At 29.5% G+C, this 14526-nt stretch carries 12 protein-coding genes; 5 read left to right on the top strand and 7 right to left on the bottom strand.

Features of this window, described 5'->3' with window-relative positions; translation table 11 throughout:
• Positions 1–1325: cache domain-containing protein (locus J2127_RS07635; protein ID WP_209732960.1), on the bottom strand; the 1325-nt coding region annotated here is incomplete at its 3' end.
• A 394-nt stretch (positions 1326–1719) separates the two neighbouring features.
• Here J2127_RS07635 and J2127_RS07630 point away from each other — a divergent pair.
• Positions 1720–2301 (top strand): flavodoxin family protein, encoded by a 582-nt coding sequence (locus J2127_RS07630; RefSeq protein WP_209732959.1) that lies wholly within the window; start codon positions 1720–1722, stop codon positions 2299–2301.
• 100 nt (positions 2302–2401) lie between these two features.
• On the opposite strand, the gene J2127_RS07625 is transcribed toward J2127_RS07630, so the two are convergent.
• From J2127_RS07625 to J2127_RS07605, 5 genes are all read right to left on the bottom strand, one after another.
• Positions 2402–3850, bottom strand: a complete 1449-nt coding sequence (locus J2127_RS07625; RefSeq protein WP_209732958.1) for a TrkH family potassium uptake protein — start codon at positions 3848–3850, stop codon at positions 2402–2404.
• A gap of 244 nt (positions 3851–4094) precedes the next feature.
• Complete coding sequence (locus J2127_RS07620) at positions 4095–5030, bottom strand: 2-phosphoglycerate kinase (RefSeq protein WP_209732957.1); 936 nt, start codon at positions 5028–5030, stop codon at positions 4095–4097.
• Between the two features lie 319 nt (positions 5031–5349).
• On the bottom strand, positions 5350–6366 hold the full coding sequence (locus J2127_RS07615; protein WP_209732956.1) for an adenylosuccinate synthetase: 1017 nt from the start codon (positions 6364–6366) through the stop codon (positions 5350–5352).
• A 344-nt stretch (positions 6367–6710) separates the two neighbouring features.
• Complete coding sequence (locus J2127_RS07610) at positions 6711–7190, bottom strand: 50S ribosomal protein L11 (RefSeq protein ID WP_209732955.1); 480 nt, start codon at positions 7188–7190, stop codon at positions 6711–6713.
• 397 nt (positions 7191–7587) lie between these two features.
• On the bottom strand, positions 7588–8685 hold the full coding sequence (locus J2127_RS07605; protein ID WP_209732954.1) for a DNA topoisomerase IV subunit A: 1098 nt from the start codon (positions 8683–8685) through the stop codon (positions 7588–7590).
• A 676-nt stretch (positions 8686–9361) separates the two neighbouring features.
• Here J2127_RS07605 and ftsZ point away from each other — a divergent pair.
• The 4 genes from ftsZ to J2127_RS07585 all read left to right on the top strand — a co-directional run bounded on the left by ftsZ (position 9362) and on the right by J2127_RS07585 (position 13134).
• Positions 9362–10444, top strand: coding sequence for a cell division protein FtsZ (gene ftsZ, locus J2127_RS07600; protein ID WP_209732953.1), 1083 nt, complete (start codon positions 9362–9364; stop codon positions 10442–10444).
• Between the two features lie 193 nt (positions 10445–10637).
• Positions 10638–10862, top strand: coding sequence for a protein translocase SEC61 complex subunit gamma (locus J2127_RS07595; RefSeq protein WP_209732952.1), 225 nt, complete (start codon positions 10638–10640; stop codon positions 10860–10862).
• Positions 10863–11068: 206 nt separating this feature from the next.
• A complete protein-coding gene (locus tag J2127_RS07590) occupies positions 11069–11512 on the top strand; it encodes a transcription elongation factor Spt5 (protein ID WP_013180867.1) in 444 nt (147 codons plus the stop codon).
• 401 nt (positions 11513–11913) lie between these two features.
• On the top strand, positions 11914–13134 hold the full coding sequence (locus tag J2127_RS07585) for a 2,3-bisphosphoglycerate-independent phosphoglycerate mutase (RefSeq protein WP_209732951.1): 1221 nt from the start codon (positions 11914–11916) through the stop codon (positions 13132–13134).
• A 173-nt stretch (positions 13135–13307) separates the two neighbouring features.
• Here the strand turns inward: J2127_RS07585 and twy1 are convergent, their stop codons facing one another.
• Positions 13308–14282: a 4-demethylwyosine synthase TYW1 gene (gene twy1, locus J2127_RS07580; protein ID WP_245326518.1), complete on the bottom strand. Its 975-nt coding sequence runs from the start codon at positions 14280–14282 to the stop codon at positions 13308–13310.
• Positions 14283–14526 lie beyond the last annotated feature (244 nt).

The following is a 14526-nucleotide window of genomic DNA, read 5'->3' as shown; positions in this document are numbered from 1 at the left end:
TCTTTTCTAATGTTGTGCACTTCATTATCTAAGATACTAAGTTGCTCTTTGAGTTCAGAAATCAAATCACCGGTGCTAATTACTCCGGAGTTTATAGCTTTATCTAGACCTTTATTATCTTCATGTTCAACCATTCTAGCAGTTAAGTCACCATCTGCAACTTTATTCATTACTTCACTGATTTCTCGCAATAATTCAGCCAATTTAGCTTTATCCAGGTCTAATGTTTTATTTAATTCTACTACATTATCAGCCATTTCGTTAAAGGATTCAGCCAAATCATGAGTTTCATCGTGTGTATTAACTACAACCCTATGGCTATAATCACCTTGACTAAATTTTTCAGCTCCTTCTTTTAATAAAGCCATTGGTTTTGATATAGATTTACTAATAAAGAATGCTAATGCCACTGAAATTAATAAGCCCAATAAACTAACAATTACTGATTGTGTCATTAATTGATTCATTAAACTTGCATATGTGGCTTTAGGAGTGCCTACAAACAACATACCTATATAATTACCATTTACGTCATGTAATGGCTCGTAAATAGTTATATAGTCTTCGTCATTAATATTTGCCTCTCCATCGTATGTATTACCCGCTTTAGTTTCTGAATATACTTCATCAGAAGATTTTGTACCTACAAATCTAGTACCTCCGTTTAAGATACTTGTAGATACCCTTACATTATCCATGAATACGGTAACTTCATTACCTGTAATGGATTTTATTTCATCAACGATACTTGCATCGTTATTTACTATTTTTACCATAACCAAATAACCAATTACTTGCCCATCTTTGGAAACTTGGTCAATAGCTACTAAACCAATACCTTCAGAAACCCCATCTATTTTAGATTTTGGGAAATTGCTCATAAAACTAGAGGATAGTTTTAAAAGACCATGATTTGTTCCAGAAGGGATTAATTGATTCAATATATTAGATACATCTACATCCTTATTGATATTAGATGAAATAATTTTACCATTTTTGTCAGTTATTGCCATTAAATCAATATCTGAACCTTGATTTAGAATTTTTATACGGCTATTCAAATCATCAATGTCTCTATTTTCTATAGAATTTATCATACCATATGTTTTAGAGGTATAATCATTTAAAGAACTTAAAGAATCCATTTTAATGGCCATTACAGATTCTGCAAGATTTACATCACTTACTAAGGCCTCATGTGTTTGAGTAGCCATGCTTCCTTGTAAAGTTGATAGAGAAGAACCGCTTGATATAATTAAAGGGACTAATGCTACAACTACGGCCAAAACTATCAATTTTGTACTTATTTTTTTAAATTTTACCATAAAAACACCGTTACTATTATTTTTAGGGGTAATATAACGTGCAATATATATTGTCATACATGTCACATAATGACTAACCATACATATGTCGTTTATGATATAATATATTATCGATATTGTAATATTGGGTGGGTGGATACATAAAAATGTAATGACCAGTTTATTAAAGCATAATTTAATAAATAAAAAATATAGTAAACTAAATTTTAATCAATAACCGTGTATAAATAGATGAAAGAGTATAAATAATAAAATATTATGATAGAATAATTATTAGATTAATAAATTATACTTAAAAATAAATGATTAATAGTACGATATATTAAAAAAATATTAAAAATATTAAAAATATTAAATAAAAGATAAAAATAACGATATAAATAAGGTTGAAAAAATGAAAATATTAGGAATTAGTGGTTCACCAAAAAAAGAAGGTAATACATCATATCTTGTAAAAAAAGCATTAGAAGAAGCTGAAAAATTAGGTTTTGAAACAGAATTCATATCATTAGCTGGTTTAGAATTAAATCCATGTATCGCATGTGAAATGTGTAAAAAAGGAGAAAACTGTATTATCATAGATGATATAGAAGATATCGTGGATTCAATGGATGAAGCCGATGGTATAATCTTAGGTTCCCCCGTATACTTCGGTGGCGTGTCCGCTCAATTAAAAATGATAATGGATAGATCCAGGTCATTACGTGCAAACCGAAAACTTAAAAATAAAGTAGGAGCTGCTATTTCAGTAGGTGCTTCAAGAAATGGTGGTCAAGAAACTACCATAAGACAAATTCATGACTACATGCACATTCAATCTATGATTGTAGTTGCAGACGAATTCCCAACGGCTCATTATGGAGGTACAGGTTGGGGTTCAACACCAGGGGACTGTGCAAACGACGAATTTGGTACAATGACTGCTCAAAACGTTGGTAAAAAGGTAGCAGAAGTTTTAAAATTAATCAATAAATAATTAAAAATAAAAAAATATTAAAATATTAAAATAAATATATTGGAAGTTTTGAAAATACAATATGTTAAATTTCCAAATTCATTTTATTAAATTTATTAAATTATTTCCTATTTTTTTGACAAATTATTTCATTTTTAGAGTTATTTCCCATATCCTTTAATTTTAAATAAGCAGGAAGTATCAAAAGCACGTAAACAGGGATTATTTCCAATCTACCTACCCACATTGATATAATACCCGTTAATTTAGCTAAAGGGTGCATAGCACTACTTACAATATTTACAGATAAACCCATATTTGCCACCATCGAAACAGCCTCAAATAAGGATTTATAAGGGTCGTAGCCTAAGAATATTAACATTAAACTAGCCATTATATAGTGAACAACATAACCAAATCCTATTATAAAGGCGTCAGTGATTAAATTACCCGACATTATATTTTTACCTATTTTTTTATAGACCACAGAACCTGCAGGCAGTACAGATTCTTTTAATTTATAATAGAACGCTTTTCCCATTATTAAAAATCTCATTAGTTTAATACCACCTGTTGTGGTACCTGTAGCACCACCTATGACCATTACGAAAATAACCACCGCTAATGAGATATTGCTTAATCCTGCCATGCTAACGGTTGAGAATCCAGTACTCGTCATAGCGGAAACCATGGTGAATAAAGCATCTATTGGAGATATTCCTGATGAAAGAACCAAAACTAAAGCAGAAATTGCTAATATTGGTATCGATGCTTTTGTTTGAATATCATGTACATCTTTACCAGTTAATAAATTGTGGTGTACGGAGAACGATACAACACCTCCAATGTACATTATTGCTATCATAATTAGTTTCGCTACATCGCCATAAGGAAAACTACTATTGCTTACACTCATACCGCCAGTGGATATACCACACATACATATGTTTATTGCATCCCACAGATTTAGACCACTTATATAAAGCATACAGATACCTAAAACAGTGTATAAAATGTAGATATGCCATATCTTTTTTACAGTGCCTAATGTACTTGGCAATATTTTCTCTTCTCTTGCTTCAGCCCGATAGTATGCAGAAGCCCCTGCTTTGGATAAAATTGATATAACCATAACAAGCACACCAACGCCACCAACCCATTGTTGCAAACTCCTCCATAGTTGGACAGACCTTGGTAAAGATTCCACGTCACTAATAATACTAAATCCAGTAGTTGTCCAAGCCGACATACTTTCAAAAACGCCGTCGATATATCCAAAATAGTCTATACTCAAAGTTAATGGAACTGCGCCCATCATAGAAGCCATAAGCCACGCTAATGCAGATATTACCATAGCATGCTTTAATTTTATAGGAATAGATTTGGTAAATCTATTTACTAAATAACCCAATAATATAAAAGCTAACGCAGGGACTACAAATATACTCCAGTTTTCAGAGTAATATACAGCAAAAATTCCTGGTACTATCATTAATGAACCTATACTCATCATTAATAGACCCAATTCGTGCATAATACCTGCTGCATCTCTTTTCTTAAATATTTTCATATTATCGCTCTATCCCTACGTTTTTCTTAATTTTATCATCTTTCCGATATTGAAGTATTATGATTGTATAAATTAAATTATAACCGTCATAAATAATAATTGTGTGTTATTATTTATTCCAATATTGTATAAATACATAATTAAAAAAAATGAAATAAAAATTATAATATAGTTTACAAATATGAGTTTAAATTAAAAGCAATAAAAATAATAAAAATAATAAAAATAATAGAAAAAGGTAGGTTTAAATTAATTCCTCTATTTCCCCGCCTTCTTCCTCATCCAAAGCATTGAATTTATTTGTGACAATTTCCAAACATTCTTGAACTGTATCACTTATAGATACGTTTTCAATCACTGGAACAACGTGTGCATTTGAATCCTTAACAATATATTTGTTGATATTGTTTATAATTTCAAAGTTTTCCAAATATCGTTCTAAAGGCCTATCGCTAACCTTAGCTCTTGCTATAAACCTTTTTTTATGCACATTTTCAGAACTCAATGTAAGAGTTAAGAATATTACGTTTGGAATATCGTGATATTTATCAGATATCATCCCTGGAACGATGTGAGTGCCTTCTATTATTACACTCGTACCTTCTGTTAAACATCTGTCGATAATTCCTTCAATACCCAGTAGTACAGGTTCTACGTGCCTTATAAAGCCCTGTATATATAAGTCATCGTCATCTTCATCATAATTTCTAAGTGCTCTCCAAGCAGTGTATGAAGATTCGTACAACATAGGTACTACATCTTTAGAAATACTGCGTCTCATTACTTCCCTAATAGAGTCAGTACCAATAACGCTAGAAATACCCAGACGAGAAGCCAATTCAAAAGCAATTGTTGATGTACCGACACCACTTGCTCCACCAACTAGTATAATAACAGAGTGCTTTTTTAAGATTCTCCTCCAAATTAAGTATTTTTCGGCTATATCTTCATAATCATTAGATATTAAAGAATAATACACCCGTTGCCTTAATTCGTATTTGGAAATTCTTTTTAAGCTGTCATGGTTCAAATCAGCTTCAATTCCCCTTGCAAAAATGTAGGCTTCACTGGGTTTCATTCCCGCAGTGGTTAAAGACCTTGCAAGGAGTCCTTTTGAGAAAGGCATTTCATAATCCTTAGCTGTTACTATTATCTTATCAGTTATTTTGTCAAATATCATAATATCACATAATTATAATTTTTTTAAGTTAATTTTTTTAATGTTATAATTGATTTAAATATACTATTATTTAAATATTAGTCAAAATTTAAATATTTCATTTTAAAAAAGTCACTAAATTATTTAGATAATTAACTATAGGTTCAGTCTAAATTAAATTCTATAAAACTTCAAAATTAGATTCTAATAATATTTTTAAAAATTAGTCGTTAATTAATAATCTATATACTATCTAAGAATGCTATAAATTAGAGAATATAGTATTTAAAAAATATAAATAATGGAAATTAGATTTATTAGATTTAATAGAGTAACTCTATTATTTAGCCCTAATATCTATTGTTTGACTTAATTCAGGTCCAGTAGATATCAATGTGACTTTAACACCTAATTTTTGTTCCATTACTTTTATAAATTCTTTTGATTTATCGGATAAATCTTCGTAGTTTGTTACACCGTAACATTCAGTATCATATTTGTCTAAACAGGTTAATGCTATTTGAGTTGCCCCATTCAAATCACAAACTTTTTTTGCAAGTTCATAATCAAAATGACCCACTCTTCTTCTTCTACCTGTAACAGTACCGTATTCGATTACACCCAAAGCTTCTGCTTCTTCTTCAGTCATTTCTGATGGGAAAGGTCCTTCTCCAACTCTTGTTGGGTATGATTTAAAAACAACTACAACTTCGTCAATTTTAGTTGGACCTACACCAACATCTGCTGCAAAGGAAGATGCGTTGGTGTCTTTAGAGGTAACATATGGGTAACTACCGTGATAAAGGGAAAGTAAAGCTCCTTGAGTACCTTCAATTAAAACATTCTCTTTGTTTTCAATTGCACTATTAACTTCCTTAGATACATCTCCAAGGTATTTTTGCAAACTTTCAACATCTTTAGCTTGTTTTAAAGTTCTCATTGCTCTGTCCACATTTGCAGGACCGCAACCAGTACCCGTTGAACCTATTTCTTTAGAAAGGTGAACATTTGATTTATCCATTTCCCTGTGTTTTAATTCAATTATTCCGCCATTAGAATCTAATATAAGCCTTTCAGCTACATTAAAGTCTTTTAACATTACTAATTCTTTTTCCAAAACTTCAGGGTCGGTTAATACACCAGCACCAATTGCTAATTTAGCATTTATATTAGGAAAACCAGTTGGAACCATTCTAATTCCATATTTTTTATCTCCAACTTCTACGGTGTGACCTGCATTAGGGCCTACGCCCCCTCTTGCAATAATTGAAGGATTATCTTTTTCGCAAAGGTAACTTACGATTTTTCCCTTACCTTCGTCGCCCCATTGACCGCCTACAATAATGGTACATGTCATTTGCAAAACCTCATTAAAAATATGACTAAATCATATTCCAATCTATTATAACGTTATTCATATCTGATACATCAAATAGTATAAATTTAAATGAATAAATTAATAATTCAAAGTTTAACATAAAATACGCGCATAATCGCATACTTAAGTGAATAAAATACGTAATAATAAGATATTTTCAATTTTCAAATATATCTTTTATACCCTATTTCATATAATCGTTAATTAATTATATTATTTCTAAATCATTGTCATAGTATCAACTATTTTAAATTTAAACCATAATTAATCTAATTAATGTAATCAATAGAAATAGGTAATAACTAATTTAGCTTTTTGCCAAATTAGTTAAAAAAACTGTCAAATTCTCCTGCATCGATAGCTTTTTGTGCTTCTCTTGGAGTTTTTCCTTCAACATTTACACCTAATGAAACACATGTTCCAATAACTTCTTTTGAAGCGTTTTTGATGTTGTATGATAACATTGCTTCGTATTTCATGTTTGCAATTTTAACAACTTGATCCATTGTTAAGTTACCTGCAACTTGGTGTTTTGGTTCTTGTGCAGCTTTTTCGATACCTAATTCTTTCATAATTAAAGCTGATGCTGGAGGAATACCTACTTCAACTTTGAATGACCTTTTTTCAGTGTCTACGATAACACTTACAGGAACGCTCATACCTTCGTATGAAGCTGTTTTTTGGTTGATTTCGTTAACAACTTGCATGATGTTAACACCTAAAGGACCGATAGCTGGACCTAATGGAGGACCTGCCGTAGCTTTTCCACCAGTAACTAATATTTCAACTACTTGTTCTGCCATAATATTCACCTCAACGTGTTTGCAATATCAAGATAATAATATTTTAATATTTCTTATTTTTACTTTTGATATTTATTATTATTCTTACATATTATTCTTGTTAAATTGTATAAGATTAATAGTTGATTTATCAACAAATTTATACACAATAAATAATACTTACTAATATAAAAATACATCTAAAGTTGACTATTTAATAAACTCCTTAATGTTATTTATGGGTATTGTATTTAAAATTTACTATGAATTATAACCTATAATTTTAAGTCAATATTAAAAAAATATTAAATAATAATTAAAAATTAATAAAAAACGATATTAAACTAAAAATAAAAAGAAATATGTCAAATTAGTAATTTGAAACCAATTATACACTATTTAATTGGTTATTTACTAATTATGGTAACCAAGTTCTTTGGTCTTCCACTTTAGCAGGTAAATATTCTTCAACAACGTATTTTAAACCATATTTTGCTAAAGACTGCTGTTCTGCCCTTACTTTGCTATCTGCCATCATGGACAAAGCATGTTGCCATTCAGGGAATGATCTAACAAAATCATCGTTTTTCAAACCGTCTTTTAACCTTTTAATATCGTGGTCTTTTAACGGGTGAGTAGGTAATTCATAGTCTACAATATCTTGAGGTGTAACACCAATTAATCTTGCTTCAGGAACTGCTAACTTGTCAGCCAAGTGAACTGCCTTACCACTACCTACTTTTAAAGTTCTGTAGATGTTTAAGTATCCGTAAGGGTCACCATCCGTGAATACCAAAATAGGCAACTTTTTCTCGTCGGATAATCTTTTTACAAATCTTCTTGTAGCTCTTGAAGGTACACCTTTTAGTGAAACTAAAATACAGTTATGTTTTTTCCAAAATCCTTCGGCACTTAACCTTGCAAACATACCCGCTGTCTCTATTGCCAATACAAATTCTGCATTTGTCTCCAATGTTAAATTTGTAACTTCATTAGGAATATTATAAGCTCCACTACCTAATTTAGTACAATCAATTATAATTTCCTGACCATCTTGAGTTTTATCAATCACTTTTAACGGACCTACAACAGAAGCACCGTCTTCTTCAGGCATGAAACCTAAATCTTCCCTTAAAAAATCAGAAGCTGCCTCTAAATCCTCTATAACGCTGTTAGAAGGTTGCTGGTCATCAAATCTGGCTTCACCCCAGTTTTTAGACACATAATATGCTTCCCTTAAAGTTGAGAAGTCATTTGTATCTAACAAACTCTTTGAGAATTCCATCATTTTTATCGTTTGGGCAAATATTTTTGCTTGGTTTACATTAAATGTTCTTTCTTTTTCCTTACCCATTAATGTAAAAGTACCCTTTTCGTCATCAAACTTTGCATTTGATAGACTTCTTACAGGGAATTTAATTACAGGCCTTTTTTTCCTTATGATGTCATCATACATTTGATTTGCCATTTTAAGTAATTTTTGAGAAGCTAATTTTCTTTCTTTTGATGTTATCATCTAATTCACCCAAAGGAATAGGATATTCAATGTACTGTTGCTAATTGTACCTGTAAGTTCCTATTTATTTTATATACATAATTAAAAATAATTAAAATTTTAAAAAATTAAATTATTTTATTATAATCCAAGTATTAGAGTATACTATAAAAATATATTATAACCTATTTAAAATTTTGTTACATTATACATAATAGAATTAAGTGTTATATATATTTAGTTAAATAGGTTTGCAAAACTAAAAATTAAAACCAAAAGAAATTTAAATAACTAGTATATAAAAATTATAGTTAATATAAAATGTACTTAAAGGTACGATAGTACATTTCTTTTGTAAACTAATAGATTTTACCAAACAATAAAATTTTATTCATATATTTTGAAATAATAAAAATCATACATTTAAATATAATCATGTGGCGCCAATAATAGATATTTTTAGAATTTAATTATCCTCAAATAAGATATTCCAAAAAATAAGATACTTATTTGATAAAGTCTTAAAATTTATTAAAATTTTAGGAATTAGTATAAATAATATAAATATGAAATACATATAATTATAGGCAAATATTATTAATTATTTACTAGTAGCAGTAAATAAACTAAATCATATAGTTTAATAAAAAATATTAAAAATAATTATGGTAAAGGGCATATATGAGGAGGTAATACCTTGAAATTTTTACAAAATATTGCTGAAAACGATTTTTTAGATGAACCTAAGGAAACTCTATCGGATGTAGATAAAGAATTATTAGAGTTAATTGAAGGTTCTAAAGCAAGAATAACTGTTGTTGGTTGTGGTGGGGCCGGTAACAATGCAATAAATAGGTTAGCTGATGAGCAGGTTGAAGGTGCAAAAGTAGTTGCAGTAAACACCGATGCTCAACAATTAGTTAAAACCAAAGCTGAAAATAAGGTTTTAATTGGTAAAAATTTAACCCGTGGATTAGGAGCTGGAGGAAACCCTGATAAAGGTGAAGAATCTGCTAGAGAAAATGCAGAAGATATTAAATCTGCAATACAAGATTCAGATTTAGTATTTATCACCTGCGGGTTAGGTGGAGGAACTGGAACAGGTTCTGCGCCAATTGTAGCTGAAATATCAAAGAAAATGGGTGCTTTGACTGTAGCTGTTGTAACATTGCCATTCTCAATGGAAGGAAAAGTAAGAATGACAAATGCTTTAAACGGGCTCGAAAAGTTGCAAGAAGTTGCAGATACTATTGTTATTATTCCAAATGATAAATTATTAGAAATCGTTAGAAACGTTCCTTTAAGAACTGCTTTCAAAGTAGCTGATGAAGTTTTAATGAACTCAGTTAGAGGAATGGTTGAACTCGTAAATAACGCTGGAGATATTCACGTGGACTTTGCAGACGTTAAAGCTGTTATGGACGATGGTGGAATAGCAATGATGGGAATTGGTGAAAGCGATTCCGAAAAAAGAGCAAAAGAAGCTATCAATATGGCTTTAAACAGTCCTTTATTGTGTGTTGACATTGAAGGAGCTACGGGTGCTTTAATACACGTTACAGGACCAGAAGATATGAGTTTAGATGAAGCCCAAGACATTGTTTCAACTGTTTCTGAAAGACTTTCAGAAAATGCAACAATTATTTGGGGTACCACAATCGATGATAAATTAGAAAACTCATTAAGAGTTTTATTAATCATTACAGGTACAAAATCAACAGTTAACCATAATTTAAGCCTTAAAAGAAATAAAGTAATTATCGATATCCCCAAAATTTAATTGAAAATATGAGTGGTATAAAGTATAGATATACAATAATATACTATGACATATAAATTAAAATTAGATGCAATAAATTAAAATTAATTTATATTTTATATATTTAATTTATACTAACTTTCATATATCGATTTTAAATAAATATTTAAATATTGATTGCAAAGGATAATGCAGTAAATAAAAATGTGATAACATGTCTGAAAAATTCGACGAAATGAAAACCGAAACAAAAAATTTTATAAGCCAATGTAAAAGAGTATTAAAAGTTTCAAGAAAACCAACCCGTGAAGAATACCTTAACGTATCAAAAGTTACTGGTTTGGGAATTTGTTTATTGGGAGCCATTGGATTTGCTGTTCACGTTCCAATTACATACTTAAAAGGACTTTTAAAACCTGCTGCAGGTTTAGTTAAATAATTATTTTTTTTATATTTTACTTTAAATACCATAATTAAATTTAAATATTATTACTAATATCATAAATATAGTACTTACGTACACTATTAATTTTTATATATGAAATATATTATCGAATAATTCTTTTTTAAAGTTATTATCAATTCTTAATTATTAAAACTAAATCATCATTATAAATAGCATTTATAATTATTTTGGTGGAAATTATGATATTTGCAGTTAGAACAACCACAGGACAAGAACAAAACGTTGCAGAAGCTTTAGCTTCAAGAGCTGAAAGAGAAAATTTAGAAGTATTCTCTATTTTAGCTACAGAAGATTTAAAAGGATACATATTAGTAGAAGCTACAAACAAAGGGGCTATTGAAGAATTAGTAAGACAAAATTTCAAAGTTAAAGGAATAGTTCCTGGCGAATCAAGTGTAAAAGAGTTAGAACACTTGTTAACACCTACAAAAATCATTGAATCTATCGATAAAGGAGACGTTGTTGAATTAGTTGGTGGACCATTCAAAGGAGAAAAAGCAAGAGTTACCAGAGTGGACAAAAATAAAGAAGAAATTACATTGGAATTAATGGAAGCAGCCGTTGCGATACCTATTACTGTTGGAATCGAGCAAGTTAAAATTATTGCAAAAGATGCCCCCTAAATTTTAATTTTTAATTTTTAATTTTTAACTTCTACTTTTTTTCTACTTTTTTAATACAGATTATTTTTTTATTAAATTTTTTATCAAACTTTATAATTTTAATAAGCACTTTTTTTATTATTTTAAATTCAAAATGATCATTATTTTAAGTTATATTTACAGATATAAGAAATCATTAAAGTTAGCTTGAATTTAAAACCATTAAATATTAATAAAACGGGTTACATAGCATAATTAGCATTTTAAATCAGTATATGCAATACATTATAATAGTTAAAAACAAAAATAAATAAATCAAAATTATAGAAATTAAAATATACATTGAATTTCAAAAATATAATTAGTAAAATGTAATTAGTAATACGATTATTAAAATTTAAGAAATCTAAATTTGGTGAATTATGAAGGCAGTTATATTTGTAATAGATGGATTGGGCGATAGGCCAAATTCTGAAGGTAATACCCCATTAAAAGAAGCTAATACCCCTACATTAGATAGATTAGCAAAAGAAGGCATTAATGGACTAATGAATGCTGTAGATATTGGTGTTAGACCGGGAAGCGATACAGCACACTTAGCATTATTAGGTTACGACCCTAAAATCAATTATACTGGAAGAGGACCTTTCGAAGCCTCAGGTGTAGGTTTGGACGTAAAACCTGGCGATGTTGCATTTAGATGTAATTTTTCCACAGTTGATGAAAATTTCACCGTTCAAGATAGGAGAGCTGGTAGAATAGACGATACATCAGAATTAGAAAAATTAATAGATGGACTAGAGATTGATGGTGTAAAAGTAATATTTAAAGAGTCTGGCGGATATAGAGCCGCATTAATGTTAAGAGGGGAAGGATTAAGTGACAAAATAAGTGATGCAGACCCCAAAAAAATAGGTTTAAAAGTAAAAGAAATAAAACCTTTGGATGAAAGTCCCGAAGCTAAAAAAACCGCAGAAATAATGAATAAATTAATTAAAACAGTTTACGAAAGATTAGATAAACATCCCATAAATGTTGAAAGGAAAGAGAAAGGATTATTCCCTGCAAACATTATATTGCCAAGAGGTGTTGGAGAAGTTCCTCATATCGTACCATTTGAAGAAAAATACGGGTTGAGAGGAGCTTGTATTGCAGGTACTGGATTAATAAAAGGAATAGCTAAAATGGTAGGTTTAGAAGTTATTGAAGTAGAAGGTGCTACTGGTGACGCATTTTCAAACTTTGACAATAAAGCAGAAGCTTTGATTAAAGCAATTAATGACTACGACTTCGTACTTGTAAACGTTAAAGGAGCCGATGAAGCAGGACATGACGGACATTACGACGTTAAAAAAGATGTAATTGAAAAAATAGACGTAATGTTAGAGCAAGTATTTAAAGAAGTAGATAAGAATGAAGTATATTTCGCTATAAGTGGGGACCATTCTACACCAATTGAAGAAAAAGACCATTCTGCAGACCCATTACCACTTATAATCTGGGGTAAAAGCGTTAGGGTAGATGAAGTAGATAAATTTGACGAATATACTGCTCACAAAGGCGGATTATGCTGGATTAAAGGACTACATATTATGCCAATACTAATGGATTTAATGGGATTGGCTAAAAAATACGGTGCTTAAATCCTTTTAAAAATAATATATTAAAATTTTTTAATCTTTTAGTATTTTAAATCATTTAATCATTCTAATCTTTTTTAAACATTAAACTATTCGTAATTAGAATAAAATAATGTAAAATAATGTAAAATAAATTAAAATAATATTGTAAAAAAAATAAATATAAGATTATAGTATTATAAATTTTCAAAGTCTATTTTTGGATTTATAGCCCTACTATCTGTAGTATTGGATAATAATACCACCCTACTTTCTGGAGCATCATCTATAACTTTAAAATTAGATTTATCTTCAATACTCTTACAAATGTTAATTAAATCGTTGTGTTTAATCATATCATCTAAATTAAGTCTATTCCTTGAATAACCTACGTTCATGTATGATTTAACTTCGATAAAGTTTACATTAGCTCTATCGTATAATTCTGCGAATTTAGATAAATCATCATTTATATTTTTAATAACCGTAGTTCTAAGGCATGTTCTACCTTTTTCTTCCAATATATCCAACGTATTTAATATATTCTGCCAATCCTGCTCAGTTCCTTTACATATTTTTTTATAACTCGGTAAATCATGAGCATCTAGTGACATGTATAATTGTGTAGGGTTTATTTTTTCTATCACGTCTGTTAAAATACCGTTTGAAACTACAAATGTAGATATTTTCTTTTTATGGAATATATTTATTAATTCATCGATATATGGGTACATTGTAGGCTCCCCAGCCAAAGAGATTGCAACGTGTTTTGGTTCAGTTGCTTCCATATACTTTTCAGTACCTATTCTATCGATAATTCCTTTATAACCTGTTATAATTGTCTTGTGCATGTTTAAAATATCTTCAGCAACTTCCTCAGGTTCTTTCCATTGTGGTGCCTTAAAATTTGGCTCATTAATCCCTAAATCAGACGGTAAAACCCTCCAACAAAATTCACATTGTTGTTGGCACCATATGACCGAAGGCGTACTTTGAATACATCTGTGAGTATTTATTCCATAAAATTTGGATTTATAACATGCTTTATCTTCTAAAAAGCTTTTTCGTACCCATCCACATAATTTAACAGCACTATGGTCTTCAATTTGATAGTGTTGCTTTCTAAGGATATTATATAATTGTTCAGGAATTTGAGGAATTCTTTTTTCCAAATTTTGTATTTTTTGAGACTTTTTATCCTTTTTTAAATTATTATTATTATTATTATTATTAGTATTATTAGTATTATTATTAGTATTATTATTATTTTCCAAAGTATCACCAAATGTAAGATGTAAGAATAATTTTGAAGCTAAAAGTATAATTAAGAGCACCAATTTTAAAGTAATAATCCTTAATTAATTCTAATAATTTATATAATTATAGTAAATGGATAAATTTATATATTAATATATC

Source organism: Methanococcus voltae, assembly GCF_017875395.1.
Lineage (GTDB): Archaea > AGJL01 > Methanococci > Methanococcales > Methanococcaceae > Methanococcus > Methanococcus voltae_C.
This window is presented reverse-complemented; position numbering and strand designations above follow the sequence as displayed.